At 33.0% G+C, this 15,033-nt stretch carries 13 protein-coding genes; 6 read left to right on the top strand and 7 right to left on the bottom strand.

The annotated features are described in order from the left end of the window. The 6 genes from rplD to rpsL form a co-directional block, all read right to left on the bottom strand. Positions 1 to 630 carry a 50S ribosomal protein L4 gene (rplD, locus tag LOS89_RS02340; protein ID WP_231836117.1) on the bottom strand — a complete coding sequence of 210 codons (630 nt, stop codon included), beginning with the start codon at positions 628 to 630 and terminating at the stop codon, positions 1 to 3. Beyond that, positions 630 to 1,247 carry a 50S ribosomal protein L3 gene (rplC, locus tag LOS89_RS02335; protein WP_231836116.1) on the bottom strand — a complete coding sequence of 206 codons (618 nt, stop codon included), beginning with the start codon at positions 1,245 to 1,247 and terminating at the stop codon, positions 630 to 632. The genes rplD and rplC overlap by 1 nt, the downstream gene beginning before the upstream one ends. Positions 1,248 to 1,484: 237 nt before the next feature. Continuing rightward, a complete protein-coding gene (gene rpsJ / locus LOS89_RS02330) occupies positions 1,485 to 1,790 on the bottom strand; it encodes a 30S ribosomal protein S10 (RefSeq protein ID WP_009779180.1) in 306 nt (101 codons plus the stop codon). Between the two features lie 11 nt (positions 1,791 to 1,801). Continuing rightward, the gene (gene fusA / locus LOS89_RS02325) at positions 1,802 to 3,958 is read right to left on the bottom strand and encodes an elongation factor G (RefSeq protein ID WP_231836115.1); all 2,157 of its coding nucleotides are present in this window, start codon (positions 3,956 to 3,958) and stop codon (positions 1,802 to 1,804) included. A gap of 11 nt (positions 3,959 to 3,969) precedes the next feature. Next, entirely contained in the window at positions 3,970 to 4,446 is a 477-nt protein-coding gene (rpsG, locus tag LOS89_RS02320; RefSeq protein ID WP_231836114.1) for a 30S ribosomal protein S7, read from the bottom strand. 24 nt (positions 4,447 to 4,470) lie between these two features. Beyond that, complete coding sequence (gene rpsL / locus LOS89_RS02315) at positions 4,471 to 4,878, bottom strand: 30S ribosomal protein S12 (RefSeq protein ID WP_231836113.1); 408 nt, start codon at positions 4,876 to 4,878, stop codon at positions 4,471 to 4,473. A gap of 383 nt (positions 4,879 to 5,261) precedes the next feature. Here rpsL and LOS89_RS02310 point away from each other — a divergent pair, with 383 nt between their 5' ends. The 6 genes from LOS89_RS02310 to rlmB all read left to right on the top strand — a co-directional run bounded on the left by LOS89_RS02310 (position 5,262) and on the right by rlmB (position 14,164). Further along, positions 5,262 to 6,875, top strand: a complete 1,614-nt coding sequence (locus LOS89_RS02310; RefSeq protein ID WP_231836112.1) for a BamA/TamA family outer membrane protein — start codon at positions 5,262 to 5,264, stop codon at positions 6,873 to 6,875. Between the two features lie 94 nt (positions 6,876 to 6,969). After that, the gene (locus LOS89_RS02305; RefSeq protein ID WP_231836111.1) at positions 6,970 to 10,014 is read left to right on the top strand and encodes a SusC/RagA family TonB-linked outer membrane protein; all 3,045 of its coding nucleotides are present in this window, start codon (positions 6,970 to 6,972) and stop codon (positions 10,012 to 10,014) included. Between the two features lie 8 nt (positions 10,015 to 10,022). Beyond that, on the top strand, positions 10,023 to 11,510 hold the full coding sequence (locus LOS89_RS02300) for a SusD/RagB family nutrient-binding outer membrane lipoprotein (protein WP_231836110.1): 1,488 nt from the start codon (positions 10,023 to 10,025) through the stop codon (positions 11,508 to 11,510). An 11-nt stretch (positions 11,511 to 11,521) separates the two neighbouring features. Next, complete coding sequence (locus tag LOS89_RS02295; protein WP_231836109.1) at positions 11,522 to 12,379, top strand: hypothetical protein; 858 nt, start codon at positions 11,522 to 11,524, stop codon at positions 12,377 to 12,379. Positions 12,380 to 12,391: 12 nt separating this feature from the next. Then, positions 12,392 to 13,360, top strand: coding sequence for a hypothetical protein (locus LOS89_RS02290; RefSeq protein WP_231836108.1), 969 nt, complete (start codon positions 12,392 to 12,394; stop codon positions 13,358 to 13,360). Between the two features lie 69 nt (positions 13,361 to 13,429). After that, positions 13,430 to 14,164: a 23S rRNA (guanosine(2251)-2'-O)-methyltransferase RlmB gene (gene rlmB / locus LOS89_RS02285; RefSeq protein ID WP_231836107.1), complete on the top strand. Its 735-nt coding sequence runs from the start codon at positions 13,430 to 13,432 to the stop codon at positions 14,162 to 14,164. Positions 14,165 to 14,216: 52 nt separating this feature from the next. Here the strand turns inward: rlmB and LOS89_RS02280 are convergent, their stop codons facing one another. After that, entirely contained in the window at positions 14,217 to 14,969 is a 753-nt protein-coding gene (locus LOS89_RS02280) for a rhomboid family intramembrane serine protease (protein WP_231836106.1), read from the bottom strand. Positions 14,970 to 15,033 lie beyond the last annotated feature (64 nt).

Here is a 15,033-nt window from a genome sequence, read left to right as displayed (position 1 = left end):
TTATTTACTTAAATTAGCTTCAATTCCGTCTACAGCACCCTCTAAAAGAACTAAACTTTTTGCATTTAAAATCGCATAAGTACTTAATTCCAAAGTAGTTACAACGCTAGACGCTTTTAAATTGCGTGACGACAAATATACATTTTTATTTGTATCACCCAACACAAATAAAGATTTTTTATTCTCTAACCCTAAAGATTTCAATACGTTAATGAAATTTTTAGTGCTTGGTGTGTCAAATGTAAAATCTTCAACTACTACTAAATTTGACTCATTTACTTTTAAAGATAAAGCTGATTTACGAGCTAATCTTTTTAAGTTTTTGTTCAATTTGAACGAGTAGCTTCTTGGTCTAGGTCCAAAAATAGTTCCTCCACCTTTGAAAACTGGACTCTTTGCAGATCCTGCACGAGCAGTACCAGTTCCTTTTTGTTTTTTGATTTTACGAGTACTTCCTGCAACCTCAGCTCTTTCTTTAGCTTTGTGAGTACCTTGTCTTTGATTAGCCAAATATTGTTTTACATCTAAGTAAACAGCATGTTTGTTTGGCTCAATTGCGAAAACTGAATCAGAAAGTTGAACTTTTCTACCAGTTTCTTTTCCGTTGATATCTAAAACTTTTACTTCCATTACTTCTGAACGATTACATAAGAGTTTTTGTGTCCAGGAATTGCTCCTTTAACTACAAGTAAGTTCTTTTCAGCAACTACTTTTAAAACTCTAAGGTTTTGTACTGTTACATTATCTCCTCCCATTCTACCAGCCATACGCATTCCTTTGAATACTCTTGACGGATAAGATGAAGCTCCAACAGAACCAGGCGCTCTTAAACGGTTATGTTGTCCGTGAGTAGCTTGACCTACACCACCAAAACCATGACGTTTTACAACCCCTTGGAATCCTTTTCCTTTAGAAACTCCAACTACATCAACAAACTCACCTTCAGCGAATAAGTCAACAGCGATTACATCGCCTAATTTGTACTCCGTTTCAAAACCTTTGAATTCAACAACTTTCTTTTTCGCAACTGTTCCCGCTTTCTTAAAGTGACCTAACTCAGCTTTAATAGAGTGTTTTTCAGTTTTGTCATCGAAACCTAATTGGATAGCTTCATAGCCATCTACATCATTGGTTCTGACTTGGGTAACAACACACGGACCACACTCGATTACAGTACAAGGAATATTTTTCCCGTTCTCATCAAAGATGCTAGTCATGCCAATTTTTCTTCCGATTAACCCAGACATATTAAACTAATTATTAATTAAACTCTTATTTATAATACAAATAGTATTTGCACACTACTCATTTTGAGGGTGCAAATATATAAATTATTTTTTAATTATCGCAAAAATAAATAGTTAAGTAAAATTTCCTTCAAAAAAGGCCATTTTACCTACTAAAAATTATAAGAAAAAAACCGTAATGTTTATCACATTGACGGTTTTTTATATTAAATCATTGCTTTTTTGCAATTGTGTTTATCACACTTTGATCTCTACTTCAACACCACTAGGTAATTCTAATTTCATTAAAGCGTCGATAGTTTTAGAAGAAGAACTGTAGATATCTAACAATCTCTTATAAGAACTTAATTCGAATTGCTCTCTTGATTTTTTATTTACGTGTGGAGAACGTAATACAGTAAAAATCTTTTTGTGAGTTGGTAATGGAATTGGACCAGTTACAACTGCACCTGTACTTTTTACAGTTTTTACAATCTTCTCAGCAGACTTGTCTACTAAATTATGATCGTAAGATTTTAATTTTATTCTGATTTTTTGACTCATCTCTTTAAAAATTAAGCGTTACCTTTTGCTTTTTTGATTACAGCTTCTGAAATGTTAGAAGGTGTTTCTTCATAGTGAGAAAACTCCATTGTAGATGTAGCTCTACCAGAAGATAATGTTCTTAATGTAGTAACATAACCGAACATTTCTGATAAAGGAACATTAGCTTTGATAGTTTTAGCACCATTTCTATCTCCCATATCATTAACTTGACCTCTACGACGGTTCAAGTCACCTACGATATCACCCATGTTTTCTTCTGGAGTAATAACTTCGATTTTCATGATAGGCTCAAGAACAACAGCTCCTGCAGCTTTAGCTACTTCTTTATAACCCATTTTAGCTGCTAATTCGAATGATAATGCATCAGAATCTACAGGGTGGAATGAACCGTCTAATAAAGTAACTTTTAAACTGTCTACTGCGTAACCAGCTAAAGGACCTTGCTTCATAGCTTCTCTGAATCCTTTTTCTACAGCAGGAATATATTCTTTTGGTACGTTACCACCTTTAACTTCGTTAACGAATTGTAATCCCATTGCTGGTTTACCATCAACGTCGTCAGCAGGCTCAAGACGGAATACGATATCACCGAATTTACCACGACCTCCAGATTGCTTTTTATAAACTTCTCTATGTTGAGCTGACTTAGTGAAAGCTTCTTTGTACTCTACTTGAGGCTCCCCTTGGTTAACTTCAACTTTGAACTCACGTTTCATACGATCAATTAAGATATCTAAGTGAAGCTCACCCATACCAGAAATGATAGTTTGACCAGAAGCCTCATCAGTTCTAACTGTAAACGTTGGATCCTCTTCAGCCAATTTAGCTAAAGCCATACCCATTTTATCTACGTCAGCTTTTGTTTTAGGCTCGATCGCGATACCAATTACCGGATCAGGGAATTTCATAGACTCAAGAATAATTGGGTGTTTTTCATCACACATTGTATCTCCAGTCTTGATATCTTTAAATCCTACAGCAGCTCCAATATCTCCAGCCTCAATATATTCGATTGGATTTTGTTTGTTAGCGTGCATTTGGTAGATACGAGAAATACGCTCTTTGTTTCCAGAACGAGTGTTCAAGATATAAGAACCAGCATCTAAACGACCTGAATAAGCACGGAAGAAAGCTAAACGACCAACATAAGGGTCAGTAGCAATTTTAAATGCTAAAGCAGCAAACGGCTCTTTTGTATCAGGACGACGTAAGATTTTCTTTTGATCTTCTTCTAATAAATCAGCATCATCAGGGTGAATTCCTTCGATACCTTCTTTATCTAATGGAGATGGTAAATACTTACATACAGCATCTAACATGAACTGAACTCCTTTGTTTTTGAAAGAAGAACCAGCAATCATAGGAATAATTGCCATGTCAATTGTAGCAGCTCTTAAAGCATTGTTGATTTCTTCCTCAGTAATTGAGTTTTCATCTTCCATATACTTCTCTAATAAGTTTTCGTCGTAAGTAGCAATCTCTTCAATTAAAATTGAACGATACTCTTTTACTTCGTCAACCATATCAGCAGGAATATCGATAATATCGAAAGTAGCACCTTGAGTCTCATCATGCCATACGATAGCTTGATTTTTAACTAAGTCAACTACTCCTCTGAAATCTGCTTCTTCACCAATTGGTAAAGTAATCGCTACTGCGTTAGATTTCAACATATCTTTAACTTGCTGACAAACTCCTAAGAAGTTAGAACCTTGACGGTCCATTTTATTTACGAATCCCATACGAGGAACTCTATATTGATCTGCTAATCTCCAGTTAGTTTCAGATTGTGGCTCAACACCATCAACCGCACTAAATAAGAATACTAAACCATCTAATACACGTAACGAACGGTTTACCTCTACTGTAAAGTCAACGTGACCAGGAGTATCGATAATATTAAAGTGATACGATTTAGATTCTGGTAAAATTTTACCTTGGTTTGTTGGGAAATTCCATTCACAAGTTGTTGCTGCAGAAGTAATAGTAATACCTCTTTCTTGCTCTTGTGCCATCCAGTCCATTGTTGCAGCACCATCGTGTACTTCACCAATTTTGTGTGATTTTCCTGTATAGAATAAGATACGCTCAGTTGTTGTTGTTTTACCAGCATCAATGTGAGCAGCAATTCCAATGTTTCTTGTATATTTTAAATCTCTAGCCATTTCTATACGAATTAAAATCTAAAGTGAGAGAATGCTTTATTAGCATCTGCCATTTTGTGAGTATCCATTCTTTTCTTAACAGCAGCACCTTCTTCTTTAGCCGCAGCTAAAATTTCAGAAGCTAATTTAGCCGCCATTGATTTTTCATTTCTTTTTCTTGCATAAAGAATCATCCATTTCATAGAATAAGAAATTTTTCTATCTGGACGAATTTGCATTGGAATTTGAAAAGTAGCTCCACCTACACGGCGAGAACGTACTTCAACGTGAGGCATAACATTTGTTAATGCATCTTTCCAAATTTCTAAAGCAGTTTTCTCTGCATCTTGCTTTTTAGTTTCAACGATATCTAATGCATCATAGAATACTTTAAAAGCAGTTGATTTTTTACCATCCCACATTAAGTTGTTCACAAAACGTGTAACTAACTGATCGTTAAATTTTGGATCTGGTAAAAGAGGTCTTTTTTTGGCCTGTCTTTTTCTCATGTCTTTTGTTTAAAAGATTTTAAATTACTTTTTCTTTCCAGCTGCAGCAGGTGCTTGTCCTGGTTTTGGACGTTTAGCTCCATACTTAGATCTACGTTGTGTTCTACCTGCAACACCCGCAGTGTCTAATGCTCCACGTACGATGTGGTAACGTACTCCTGGTAAATCTTTTACTCTTCCACCTCTAACTAATACTATCGAGTGCTCTTGTAGATTGTGACCTTCTCCAGGAATGTATGCATTCACCTCGTTACCGTTTGTTAAACGAACCCTAGCTACCTTTCTCATTGCTGAGTTTGGTTTTTTAGGAGTTGTTGTGTAAACACGAGTACACACACCTCTTCTTTGAGGACAAGAATCTAAAGCAGCCGATTTACTCTTCTTAGTTATTTGGGTTCTCCCTGTTCTTACTAATTGTTGAATTGTTGGCATAATTAAATACTAAAAATTTTTACTGTTTAAAATTCCCGCTTTTTACGGGGTTGCAAATGTAGGAATTATTTTTTACATTCCAAATCATAATTTATTAATTTTCAATAGGATTACATTTTAGTAAATATTTGATATCGATTTAGATACAAAAATGAAAGACAAAAACCACCTAGCCCCGATAGAAGCGAACTACCATGTAGTGCTGATAGCGGGAATATGGAATACAAAAATTTCAAATCCATTCGCTTCAAAATTTCATGAAAGATTCCGAAACAAGTTCATAATGATAAAGTGGATATAAAATTTATTTTTCTTTTTTTCGTTTCTTTACAGCAATGAAATCCTATTTCCTTTTTTTTCTTATTCTCTACTCGCAATTTTCATTGGGACAAAATTTCTATTTAAAAGTAAATGGAACAACAGAACAAGAAAACAAAACGATTGACAGTTTACAATACCAACCCGAACATAAGTCGGTTTCTTTATTACTAGAAGAACAAAAAAGATTTGAAAATAAACTAACTACAAAAGGTTATTTTGATTGGAGTTTATTAGAACAAAGCAAAGTAAACGATAGTACTTTTGTTTTTAAATACAGTTTAGGCATTGCAATCAAAAACAACACTATATATATAGGTAAACTTTCTAATGAAGAAAAACAATTACTTCAATTAGAAAAAGACACTTTAACCATCGCAATTGATGAGATTGAAAATTTCATGAAAAGCAAAATTGCTTTACTCGAAAAGAAAGGCTATTCATTAGCAAATTTGCAATTAATTAATCAACAAAAAACCAATACCAATCTTTTTTCGGAATTACAACTAAAACTAAATTCAAAAAGAAACATAACAGATTTAGTAATTGTAGGATATGATAAATTTCCAGATGGAATTAAAAAAGCAATAACTAAAAAAGCAAAGAAAGCTACTTTTAATCAAGACAACTTAAAACAAATTAATGATGCTTTTGATAAGTTACAATTCGTTAGTCAAGTTAAATATCCTGAAATTTTATTCACTACCGATTCTACCAAAATTTTCGTTTACTTAGAAAAGGCAAAACCCAATAAATTTGATGGATTTATAGGATTTTCAAATGATGAACAAAGCAAATTAATATTTAACGGTTATTTAGATTTACAACTTCAGAACATTTTAAACTCTGGTGAAAAATTTAATCTGTATTGGAAAAATGATGGCAACAAACAAACTTCCTTTAATATAGGAACAGAATTACCTTATATTTTTAAAACTCCCATTGGTATTAAAGCGAATCTGAGAATTTTTAAGCAAGATTCCACTTTTCAAAACACAATTACAGATTTAAATTTAGGCTACTATTTTTCATACAACACAAAAGCTTTTATTGGCTATCAAAAAACTACTTCGGTTGATATTCAAAATTCAAATTCGTTTAGCTTAAATGATTTTACAAATACATTTATAACTTCAAGTTTTGAACACATTGAATTGAATTCAGATAACTTTATATTTCCTGAAAAAGCAAAGTTCTTTTTAAAATTAGGAACCGGAAATAGAACTATAGAATCGCAAAAAACAAAACAATTTTTCACGCAAATAGATGCAAATTATCATCTCAGCTTAAATTCAAAAAACAGCATCTTCATACGAAACCAAACCTTCTATTTACAAAGTAACGATTATGTAATTAATGAGTTGTTTCGATTTGGAGGAATAAATTCTATAAGAGGATTTAACGAAAATAGTTTACAAGCTAATGCTTTTACAGGAATTTTAGCAGAATACCGCTACATACTTGCCTCTAATTTATACCTTCATTCTATTACCGATTTTGGTTATTTTCAAGATAAAACTTCCAATACCGAAGATCAATTATTAGGCTTAGGCCTTGGTTTTGGGCTATTTACTAAAAACGGTCTTTTTAATTTAGTCTACGCAAACGGCAGCACAAGCGAACAAGCAATAAAGCTTTCTAATTCAATAATACACATCAGTTTTAAGACAAATTTTTAATTTCGTACAAAAAAAGTTAAAAAAAATTTAATTTTAGACTAGGTTTGTTATAAAATTATTCAGATTTTTGAAACATTAATTCAAATCAACCAATATGAAATCAAAAATTAACTTATTACTAACCCTTTTGACGTTATTGTTGAGTCAACAATTTTTTGCTCAGGCAAAATCTGTTTCTGGTACAATTATAGACGAAGGAGGAGTACCTCTTGCGGGAGTAACCGTCCTTGAAAAAGGAACAACAAATGGAACGCAGTCAGATTTTGACGGGAATTATCAAATCAATGTAAAAGATGGAGCTACTTTAGTTTTCTCTTATGTTGGAATGATTCCTCAAGAAGTTGTGGTTACATCTTCAAAAATCAACATCACTATGAAAGATGATGTTAAAGAACTTGAATCTGTTGTTGTAACAGCTTTAGGTATCAAAAGAAAGCCAGACGAAATTACAACAGCATCACAAGTTGTAAAATCAGATGAACTTAATCAGGCCAAAGCAACAAACGCTGCAGTTGGTTTAATTGGTAAAGTTTCTGGTTTACAAATCAACACAATTAACAATGGTGTTAACCCAAGCACAAGAATTCAATTACGTGGTTTCCGTTCTATTACTGGAAACAATGAAGCTCTAGTTGTTATTAACGGAGTTATATCAACCTCAGGAGCTTTAGCTGAATTAAATCCTGAAATAATTGAATCTATAAACGTAATAAAAGGTTCTAATGGTGCTGCATTATACGGATCTCAAGGATCAAATGGTGTTATCATTGTTACTACAAAAAAAGGAACTAAAGAATTAAATAAATTCAACATTACTTTAAATTCAACGGTTACTTTTGAAGAAGTTTCGATGTTACCTAAATTACAAAACAGATTTGGACAAGGATATCAAGGTGCTCAAGATTTCACAGAAAACACAAGTTGGGGACCAGAATTAGACGGCTCATTACAACCTACTGGACTTCAACAAACTTTATTACCATATTCTTTTATTAAAGATAATTACAAACCATTCTTCAATACAGGAACAACTAAATTAAATTCTGTTGCTATTTCTTCAGGAAATGAAAATGGATATATAAACTTCTCAATTGGAAATCAAGAAACTGAAGGAATTATTCCTACTGATTCGTTCAAGAAAAATAATTTCTATTTTAATGGAGGAATGTCGAATGACAAATGGAGTTTAAGTGCTAACGTTCGTTATACAACTAGCCACCAAAATACTGCCGGAGGTGTTGAAGGATCTGTTTACAATTCTTTAACTCAAGTACCTGTTAATGTACCAGTAGAAGCATTCTCAAACCCTGACAATGCAACTCACTGGACTTATTGGGAATTAAGTCCATATTGGAGACTTAAAAATGAAAGAGTTGATTCTAAAGGGCAAACTATTGAAGGAGTTGGAGAAATTGGATACAAAATCAATAAAAACATCGACGCAACTTATAGAGCAAGTTTTAGAACAACTTCTTTTAACGGCTATAGTTTCTTTAATGGCTATGAAGCTGAAGTAGTTTATTGGGATTCTCCTTTTGACTACGTATCTTCTTATAGTGTAAACAATAGTAATTCAAGAAGAATTTATTCAGATTTCTTGTTAAATTTCAACTACATGCTTAACGATGATATTTCGTTTAAAGCAAATGTTGGTAATAACATTACGAATATAGAATCAAACGCGACTTCAATTAGCGGAACTAGATTAGTTGTTCCAGGAGTTTATAACATTTCAAACATTACAGGAAACGCAACCCCTACAGATTACAAATCTCAACAAAGAGGTTATGCATTCTTTGCTAATGTTGATTTAGGGTATAAAGATTTCTTATTTTTAAATTTAACTGGAAGAAATGATTGGACATCAGTATTAAGTAAAGAAAACAACTCATTTTTCTACCCAAGTGCTGGAGTTTCTTTTGTTCCAACTAAAGCTTTTGAAAATTTCGGTGGCGATGTGCTAACGCATGCTAAAATTTCTGCAAGTATTGTAAAAGTAGGAAACGCAGTTGTTGGCCCTTACCAAATTAACGATCGTTTTTTAAGTGGTAGTAATATAGGTTTCCCATATAGCACAATTAATTCATTTGTTCAAGATCTAGAACTTACAAAAAGCGATTTAAGAAACGAATACAATATTTCTAATGAAATAAATCTAAATCTTGAATTTTTCAAACGAAGAATTACTTTTGACGCAAGTTATTATACTTCAAAAAACAAAGACCAAATCCTTGGAATTACTCCATCAACCGCTTCTGGTACTAACTCTGCAACAATTAACGTTGGAGAAACCACTTCTACTGGTCTTGAATTGGATTTAGGTTTAACACCTGTTAAAACTGACAATATCACATGGGATTTACGCTTAGGATATAGTGCACCAAAAACAACTGTTGACAAAGTAACTGAAAGTTCTACACAAGCAGCTGTAGGAGATTATCTTGGAACAGCAGGTATTGCTGCAATTGCAGGAGAGCAATTCCCTATGATTGTAGGTACAGGATACCAAAGAGACGAAAATGGTAATGTTGTTATTGATGCTGCTACTGGAGACCCATTAAAAGCAAACAATGTTAAATTAGGAAAAACAACTCCAGATTACATTTTAGGCTTATCGACTTCTTTACGTTACAAAAACTTCAAACTTTCTGGAGTATTTGACTATAGAACAGGACACGTATTTTATGCAGGTGTAAAAGATGCTTTAATTCAAAACGGAACTGATATTTCTACAGCTCAAGGAGGAAGATTACCTTTTGTTTTCCCTAATTCTGTTATCGAAACTTCTCCTGGTGTTTATACAGAAAATACAAACGTGACAACTTCAGGCGGTCAAGATTATTATACAGGAATTTACAGAGAAATTGATGAAAACTTTGTTTTAGACGCAACGGCTTTTAAATGTAGAGAAATCGCATTAACATATACTTTCTCTCAAGATTTCTTAAAAAGAGTAGGCATCAATGGATTATCAGTTGGTTTAAATGCTAGAAATGTATTCATGATTTTACCAAAAGAAAACAGAAATTATACTGACCCAGAGTTTTCATTCACAACTGGAAACAATGTTGGATTAAGCACTGGAAACCAAGCTCCTCCAACAAGAACTTACGGATTTAACATTAACCTAACTTTTTAAGAAATACTATGAAAAATATTTTTAAACATATCGCTTTTGGATTAGTACTACTTACTAGTCTAAATTCATGTGATGATTATTTAGATGTAAATGATGACCCAAACAATCCTACATCTGAAAATGTTGACCCAGAGATTGTACTAGCAGCAACACAAGTATATACATACAATACTTTAGCTAGAGACATGAACCAACTAGGAAATCTTATGATGAACAATTGGACAAGAGACGTCGGGGCTTCAAATTCTAGTTATTATTTTAACGAACATAACTACAATGTGACTTCAGATTTTTATTCAAGTATTTTTGAAAACTTAATGTTAAGAACCTCAAATTATACTTTTATTCAAAATGTTGAAGGATCAGAATATGACAACTATAAGGCTATTGCTAAAATTATGAAAACGTATTATTTTCAATATTTAGTTGACCTATATGGTGACATTCCATATTCTCAGGCACATCTTCGTGGACAAAATTTAACTCCTGCTTACGATGATGATATGGCTATTTACCGTGACTTAGTAGTTGAATTAGATGAAGCAGTTGCTCTTATCGATAACGCATCTTCATCTGCTTTAAATCCTGGAGGAAATGATGTTATGTTAAATGGAGACATGGAAACATGGAAAAAATTCGCTAACACTATTAAACTTAGAATCTTATTAAGAGAATCTGAAAGAGCTGCATCTGGAACTTATGTTCAAGATAAAATTAACGAAATGGAATTAGCTGGTGCTGAATTTTTAGGAGCAGATGATAATATTAAAATTAATCCTGGTTACTCAGCAGCTACAAATCAGCAAAACGGTTTCGCATCATTATTCTTAAATGTAAACGATGCATTTGTAAACAACTACAGTTCTACTGCTGCAACAAAATACACTATCGAATATCTTACTAACACTAATGATACCAGAAGAAATCGTATTTATGCTGCTGCTTCAAACGGAACGTATGCTGGTCATGAACAAGGCTCTGTTTTAAATTCTTCAACAAACTATCCAGTTTCTCATATTGGACCTGGTTTATTAATCAATTCTGCACAAGATGGTATTATCTTCACTGCAGCAGAAAGTTTCTTATTACAAGCTGAAGCTGTTCAAAGAGGATATTTAGCTGGATCTGCAAAAGATTTATACGAAAGTGGAATTACTGAATCTTTCAAAATCTTAGGTTTAACTGCAACTGACGCGATGAACTATTATACTCAAACGACTTCACTTGTCGGTTGGGATAGTTCAGCTGGTAATGAAATTGAAGCAATTATCAATCAAAAATGGATTGCTTTAAACGGAATTAATGGAGTTGAAACTTGGATTGAAAATACAAGAACAGGTTTCCCTGCTCATGTTCCTTTATCAACTGTAGCGCCAGGAACTTCAAGACCTATTCGTCTTTTATATCCAAGTTCTGAAATTGCTGGAAACACCGCAAATGTTCCACAACAAACAGAATCACAAGCATTTACTAGTAAAATTTTCTGGAACGAATAAAAAAAAGAAATATGAAAAAAATTAAAAATATATCATTAGCAATTTTTGCACTTTTAATGGTAACATCGTGTGTTAAAGACGATGATGAAAACATGGCAACTGGAGCTAGAGTTGTAGGATTCAGTAGAAGTTTTAATTCGTTTATCTTTACAGGAGCTGATACTGATCCTTACTTAATAAATGAAAAAATCAATTTTATAGGTGGTAATGACGGAACTCCTTCAAATGAAGACATTGTGATTACATTCTCTATTGATCCAAGTAGTACAGCTATTCAAGGAACAGATTATACTATTTCTGGAAATACAACAACTTTAGCAGCAGGAGCAAATTTCACTCAAATTCCTATTACGATTAATCCATCTGTACTTCCTGGAAATACACCAAAAACAATTGTAATCAATTTAGATGGTACTGATTCTGAAAAATCAGTAGTTGCTAACAATAAAAAACAAATTACAATTACAATTGCTAAATGTGAATCAAACTTAGCTGGAATATACGATTTAGAAGTAACTAGAACTGACAACAACACGACTTATTACTTCCCTAATGAAGTAATCACACAAATTGGTATCGGTCAATATGTAACTTCTTCAACAGGCCCTTATGGAAATGGAGACTTAACTGGTTCAGGTGCTCCTAGAGACGGGTTTGTTTTCAATGATGTTTGTCAATCTATCCAAATTGAAGAACAATACTTAGGTGATTATTACTCAAATTTAGTTGAAGGTGATAGCGACTCTGGTTCGGTAACTTTAGATCCAATTACTGGAGAAGTAGTTTCAATCACAATGTACTATTCTATTAGAGGTTTCTCTTCTGGAACGTATCAGAGAACTTTTACGGCGGTATACACTAAAATTTAATATTGATTAAACATGAAAAAAATAAATATCATAAAACTTCTATTTACAACCGCACTTTTTTCGTCGATTGTAATGCTTACTGGTTGTAATGACGACGATGTTAATTTAGGACACAATGTAAAACCAGTTTTAACTTCTAGTACAACTAGCTATACTGCTAAAGAGGGAGACGTTGTAACACTTAATTTTACGTTAGACAAAGCTATTAACAAACCTATCGAATATCGTTTGGTAATGCTTGACGAAAGTACTGCAACTGATTTAGAAGATTATTCTATTCCAGGTTGCCGTAGTAACGATCCAGATTGTGTAGCGATTGAAGAAAATGGCGGACCAGTAGGTTACATTTTTGAAATCCCTGCTTATACAACGAGTTATAGCCTTGACATTTCATTACTTAATGATTTAGAAATCGAAAGCACTGAAAACTTAAAATTAAAAGTTGTATCAAACAGAACGTTATTAGGAACTGTAGGTGATTTAGTTTTCGATATCAATATTGAAAATTCTAGTGATTTAGTTATTGATTTAAATTGGGCTGGAACATTTGATGATGGCGGAACAATGGTTGACAACTGTGATTTAGATATGGATTTAGAATTACTAGACAGTAATTTTGATTATATCGATTATAGCTATAATGATTGTCCTGAGCAATTAACTTTAAGTACTTCAATGCCAGACGGAACTTACTATCTAGATGTGAGTCTTTGGACAACTTCAGGTTATTTCCAACCAATCAACATCCCAGCTTCTGTTACTTTCAACAAACCTGGTATCCCGCTTTTAGAAACTGAAGATATTTCTTCATATTTCCCAATGGATCAAGGAGGTTTAGACGATGGAAACTCTAATGCTATTATAACATTTGAAATCACTAAAGTGGGTCATAATTTCACAATTACAAACCCAGATAATCAAGTAGTTTTCAACGGAAGAAAAGCAAAGAGAACAGGAAACAGAAGAAACTTGAAAAAATAACTCAAACGAGTTAAAAAACATAAATTAAAAACCACTTCAATTGAAGTGGTTTTTTTATACCTTTGTCCCATGGAAAAAGACAACCAAATATTCGGGATTAGAGCGATAATTGAAGCTATTAATGCAAAAAAAGAAATCGACAAAGTATTCGTTCAAAAAGATGCTCAAGGAGACTTGATGCAAGATTTGATGAAAACAATGAAAAGAAACAACATCAACTTTTCATACGTTCCTGTCGAAAAACTTAACCGATTAACACCAAATAACCACCAAGGCGCAATAGCAACCATTGCTCCTATTTCTTTTGTTTCACTTGAGACTTTAGTAGAAGGTGTTATTGAAACCGGCAAAAAACCTTTATTCCTAATTTTAGATCAATTGTCTGATGCGCGTAACTTTGGCGCAATCATTAGAACTGCAGAATGTACAGGTGTTGACGGAATCATTATCCAAAAACAAGGTTCTGCTCCTGTAAATGGCGATACAGTTAAAACTTCAGCTGGTGCTGTTTTTAACGTTCCTATTTGTAAAGTAGACCATATTAAAGATGCTATTTTCTATTTACAAGGCTCAGGAATTAAAACCGTAGCTGCAACTGAAAAAACAGAACAGCATATTTACGATATCAACTTCAACGAAGGAGTTGCAATTATTATGGGTAGCGAAGATAGAGGAGTTAACCCTTCTGTGTTGAAAATTGTAGATGAAAAAGCAAAATTACCAATGTTTGGCACAATCGAATCATTAAATGTATCGGTTGCTTGTGGTGCTTTTTTATATGAAGCTTTGAGACAGAGAATGTAATCTCATAAAATATTCAACCAAATGCTTCTAAATTCAGAAGCATTTTTTTTAATTATTTCTTCCCTCCTAAAAACTCATAAACTACTCTCATTGAAGAAGTAAAATATTCTCGAATCACATCTTCTGGTTTTGGAGGTGGATTGAAATTTCCTTTTTCATCGAAATTTTTCATAAAAGGATCGAGTTCTGGATTGAAATCGGGTTTTTCCCACTCGTAGAAAATCGGTTTTGAAAATTGGGGTGTTTTTAAGACTAAAGCTAAAGCCAATCCTACAAGAAAACCAGCTAAATGTCCTTCCCACGAAATGCCTTCTTTAATATTCGGAAACATATACCAAACACTTCCACCATATAAAATTACAATCAAAAAAGACAAGGCAACTAATCTATAATATTTAGTAAAAATTCCTTTAAAGAATATAAAACTCACCAATGCATAAATTAGTCCACTTGCGCCAATATGATAACTAGGCCGTCCTAACAACCAAGTACCTAATCCTGAAAAAATAATCCCTAAAAACAATACTACAAACGACTGTTCCTTGTAGAAATATCTCAAAATAGGCAATAATATTAATAATGCTAATGAATTATTAGCCAAATGTTCAATATCACCATGTAAAAATGGACTGAATAGAATTCCTTTTAATCCAAAAGCTTCTCTTGGATAAATTCCAAAATGAGACAAGCTCTCATTAAAATGCATTTCATACCAAAAGATTAACCACAAAGACAAAACAAAAAACAATGGCAAAAAAATTACCGATTTTGTAAACTGAAAAGGATTATCGTGATGTTTTTCCATAGTTGAATGAATTCAAAGATAAAGCCAAAAATATTTCTATGCACATTTGTCATAAAATTGTAAT

The organism is Flavobacterium channae (genome assembly GCF_021172165.1).
Lineage (GTDB): Bacteria > Bacteroidota > Bacteroidia > Flavobacteriales > Flavobacteriaceae > Flavobacterium > Flavobacterium channae.
The sequence above is the reverse complement of the archived record's forward strand: the minus strand, read 5'-3'. Positions and strand labels throughout refer to the sequence as shown.

Excerpts from the sequence above, each read along its gene's own strand:
- rplC (WP_231836116.1), bottom strand. The coding sequence starts at position 1,247 with ATGTCTGGGTTAATCGGAAGAAAAATTGGCATGACTAGCATCTTTGAT.
- rlmB (WP_231836107.1), top strand. The coding sequence starts at position 13,430 with ATGGAAAAAGACAACCAAATATTCGGGATTAGAGCGATAATTGAAGCT.
- LOS89_RS02305 (WP_231836111.1), top strand. The coding sequence starts at position 6,970 with ATGAAATCAAAAATTAACTTATTACTAACCCTTTTGACGTTATTGTTG.
- rplD (WP_231836117.1), bottom strand. The coding sequence starts at position 630 with ATGGAAGTAAAAGTTTTAGATATCAACGGAAAAGAAACTGGTAGAAAA.
- rpsJ (WP_009779180.1), bottom strand. The coding sequence starts at position 1,790 with ATGAGTCAAAAAATCAGAATAAAATTAAAATCTTACGATCATAATTTA.
- LOS89_RS02300 (WP_231836110.1), top strand. The coding sequence starts at position 10,023 with ATGAAAAATATTTTTAAACATATCGCTTTTGGATTAGTACTACTTACT.
- LOS89_RS02280 (WP_231836106.1), bottom strand. The coding sequence starts at position 14,969 with ATGGAAAAACATCACGATAATCCTTTTCAGTTTACAAAATCGGTAATT.
- rpsL (WP_231836113.1), bottom strand. The coding sequence starts at position 4,878 with ATGCCAACAATTCAACAATTAGTAAGAACAGGGAGAACCCAAATAACT.
- LOS89_RS02295 (WP_231836109.1), top strand. The coding sequence starts at position 11,522 with ATGAAAAAAATTAAAAATATATCATTAGCAATTTTTGCACTTTTAATG.
- fusA (WP_231836115.1), bottom strand. The coding sequence starts at position 3,958 with ATGGCTAGAGATTTAAAATATACAAGAAACATTGGAATTGCTGCTCAC.
- rpsG (WP_231836114.1), bottom strand. The coding sequence starts at position 4,446 with ATGAGAAAAAGACAGGCCAAAAAAAGACCTCTTTTACCAGATCCAAAA.
- LOS89_RS02290 (WP_231836108.1), top strand. The coding sequence starts at position 12,392 with ATGAAAAAAATAAATATCATAAAACTTCTATTTACAACCGCACTTTTT.